Source organism: Intestinibacter sp. (assembly GCF_051866655.1).
GTDB lineage: Bacteria > Bacillota > Clostridia > Peptostreptococcales > Peptostreptococcaceae > Intestinibacter.
This window is the reverse complement of record NZ_JBJDXL010000383.1, coordinates 1-3,147: the sequence shown is the minus strand read 5'-3', so window position 1 is coordinate 3,147 and position 3,147 is coordinate 1. Positions and strand designations below refer to the sequence as shown.

Below are 3,147 nucleotides of genomic sequence, written 5' to 3'. Positions count from 1 at the left end.
AAATATGAATTTTGCTGATAATGGGCTACATTTGCTTACAGAGGAAATTATCTACATTGGAAGTAAGATTAATTTTGATTCTATTTTAGATATCCCTCAAGATGATAAAAAAAAGGAGAAGTGTGATGAATATACAAAAGAAGATTTTTTAAGAGAGGTTTATATTGATGATGAGAAATATGATCTTTTAGTTGGTATTCTAAATAGAAAGAAAAATATAATACTTCAAGGTGCGCCTGGTGTAGGCAAGACATTTTTATCTAGACGTCTGGCGTACTCTATATTAGGAGCAAAGGACGATGATAAAGTTAAGTTTGTACAATTTCACCAAAATTATTCATATGAAGATTTTATAATGGGATATAAGCCTTGTGAAAATGGATTTGAGCTTAAACACGGAGTATTTTATAATTTTTGTAAAAAAGCCGAAAAAAATCCCAAGGATAAATATTTCTTCATCATAGATGAAATTAATAGGGGAAATATCAGTAAAATATTTGGGGAGCTCATGATGCTTATAGAAAATAGCTATAGAGGTATGGAAATAGAGCTAGCCTATGGAGGAGAAATGTTTAGTGTACCTCAAAATATTTATATAATCGGGATTATGAATACTGCTGATAGAAGCATTGCGATGATTGATTATGCACTTAGACGTAGATTTAGTTTCTTTGATGTGAAACCTGCGTTTGAAAGCGATAGATTTTTGAGTTATATAGAAAGCTTGAATAATGAAAAAGTTTCAAAGTTAGTCGACACAGTAAAATTGTTGAACGAGGATATAATGGAGGATTTTTCTCTCGGCGAAGGATTTTGCATAGGGCATAGTTATTTTTTTAGTGGTGATTTTACCGATAGATATATTTACGAAATAGTTGAATTTGATATAATTCCTCTTTTGAGGGAGTACTGGTTTGATGACTATGATAAGCTAGAAAAATGGGAAAAAGCTTTAAGAGATATAGTCGAGTGATTGTGTGGTGTGAGCTATGATAAAGGATAGAAGTATTTTTATAAAGAATATATACTACATGTTAGCTTATGTATATACAGATTTAATTCAAAAGGACTATAGAGATATTGCAGTTGAAAAATTTGAAAATACAGGTGATATTTTATCAGTTATTTTGTTTAAAATGGTTTCTAAACAAATGAAACGAGGCATGATAAAAAAATATATAGGAAAACACGAGGAAACAGAAATTCTAAAAGGAAAGATAAATATATCAGAGAGTATAAAGTTAAAGGCAAGTAATAAAAACAAGCTCTATTGCGAATTCGATAAGTTGTCTATAAATAATTATTTGAACAGTATAATAAAAACTACTATCAAAGCTTTAATTTTGTCAAAGGATATATCAGAGCAAAATAAGAAAAATCTAAAAAAGCTGATGTTTTTATTTTCAGATGTAGATTTAATAGGGGTGGATAAAATAAGATGGAGTGATATCGATTACAATAGAAATAACAAGAGCTATATAAGTATAATAAATATATGCTATTTAGTTTTGAATGATTTATTGCTGTCTACAGATGATGGACAGTACAGGTTAGCTAATTTTTTTAGTGAAAAGAAAATGTACAGCTTGTACGAAAAATTTGTATTGAAATACTATCAAAAGCATTATCCCAATCTACACCCGAGAGCTTCAAAGATAAAATGGAACTTAGACGATGAAGCAAATCAATTTTTGCCTGAAATGAAGACAGATATAACACTTAAAGGCAAGGATAAAATCTTGATTATAGATACAAAATACTACGAGAAATCTATGCAGACTATGGATTTATACAACAGTAGGAGTATTCACTCAAATAATTTATATCAAATATTTACTTATGTAAAAAATAGAGATACTGATAAATCTGGGAATGTATCTGGACTACTTTTATACGCAAAAACAGATGAAAGTGTAATTCCAAATGGTGAGTATATGATGAGTGGAAATAAGATAATGGTGAAAACTTTGGATTTAAATACAGAGTTTAAATTTATAGCTCAGAGCTTAAATGAAATAGCCGAGGATCTGATGTAAAAGGAAAATTATGGTTGAAAAATTCTTCAAAAAGGTATATAACATATAAATATAATTTAAAAAAATTTATTTAAAGTGAATAGAAGGTTTGGGGGAGATACTATGAGTTCACTTATAACAATAGATTGGGATTATTTTATGGATTATATGAATACATGGAATGGTTCGTATATAGAAAACGAGACAAATATATACAAGCATTGGTATAAAAAATATTTTGAAGAAAAAAATAGGGGTATTGACATCACAAAACATATGAGTGTAGGCGGTGAGGTCGACGAATTTTGGGATAAATTAAAGAAAAATGTAAACTTTAAACAAAATACAAAAATACTGCTTACAGAATCACATCTAGATGCATATAAAATCGCTGTAGAGCAAGGCGTCGATTCGGTTTTTTCATTTGATTCACATTCTGATTTAGGATATGAAGGTCTCGATTCATTTAAATTTGAGGTCAACTGTGCTGACTGGCTTGGAAAATTAATTTACGAAGGCAAAATAAACCAAGCAAATATAATTTACGGTCCTTATACAAATGAATATCCAGAGGAATTTGATGAAATCAATAAAAAATACGATATAAACTACTTGAGCTTGGATCAAGTAAAATGCGACGATCCATGTGAAATTGTGCATATATGTAGGTCAGGATGTTGGAGTGCTCCTTGGTTAGATAAGAGATTTATGGCTTTTGTGTACGAATCAGGATTTGAATTTGAAAATATAGATATAAAAGAAAGAAAATGGGATCCAAAGGGAATTAGTCTTGCCGAACAGATAGACTATATGCTTTATGGGTAAAATTACGAGCCTGCAAGATTTAAAATATTTTGCAGGCTTTATTACTGTATTAAAAGCAATTAAATTATATAATTAAAGTATATACGAATTTTAAATATATTATAAATTGAGAGGTGATTAAATGAAAGATGCAATTTATTTGGAAAATGTAGATAAATACTACGGGAAGAAAAAGGTTTTAGATAATATTAATTTAAACATTCCAAAAGGATGCATATTTGGGCTTTTGGGTCCATCTGGATGTGGAAAAACTACGACTGTCAAAATAATAGCGGGTATTTTAAAGAAGGATTCAGGAAATGTTGTA

4 protein-coding genes are annotated in these 3,147 nt (G+C 29.3%); all 4 read left to right on the top strand.

The features are described 5' to 3' along the window. Positions 1–973: AAA family ATPase (locus ACI3VO_RS11455; protein ID WP_439758043.1), on the top strand; the 973-nt coding region annotated here is incomplete at its 5' end. 16 nt (positions 974–989) lie between these two features. Further along, positions 990–2,036 carry a 5-methylcytosine-specific restriction endonuclease system specificity protein McrC gene (gene mcrC / locus ACI3VO_RS11450; protein ID WP_439758042.1) on the top strand — a complete coding sequence of 349 codons (1,047 nt, stop codon included), beginning with the start codon at positions 990–992 and terminating at the stop codon, positions 2,034–2,036. Between the two features lie 102 nt (positions 2,037–2,138). Next, positions 2,139–2,840 (top strand): hypothetical protein, encoded by a 702-nt coding sequence (locus ACI3VO_RS11445; RefSeq protein ID WP_439758041.1) that lies wholly within the window; start codon positions 2,139–2,141, stop codon positions 2,838–2,840. A gap of 121 nt (positions 2,841–2,961) precedes the next feature. Further along, positions 2,962–3,147, top strand: a 186-nt coding sequence (locus ACI3VO_RS11440; protein WP_439758040.1) for an ATP-binding cassette domain-containing protein, incomplete at its 3' end; no start/stop codon positions are given.

What these genes read in the sequence shown, in the direction of transcription:
- ACI3VO_RS11445 (WP_439758041.1), top strand. Translation starts at nt 2,139, where the DNA reads ATGAGTTCACTTATAACAATAGATTGGGATTATTTTATGGATTATATG.
- mcrC (WP_439758042.1), top strand. Translation starts at nt 990, where the DNA reads ATGATAAAGGATAGAAGTATTTTTATAAAGAATATATACTACATGTTA.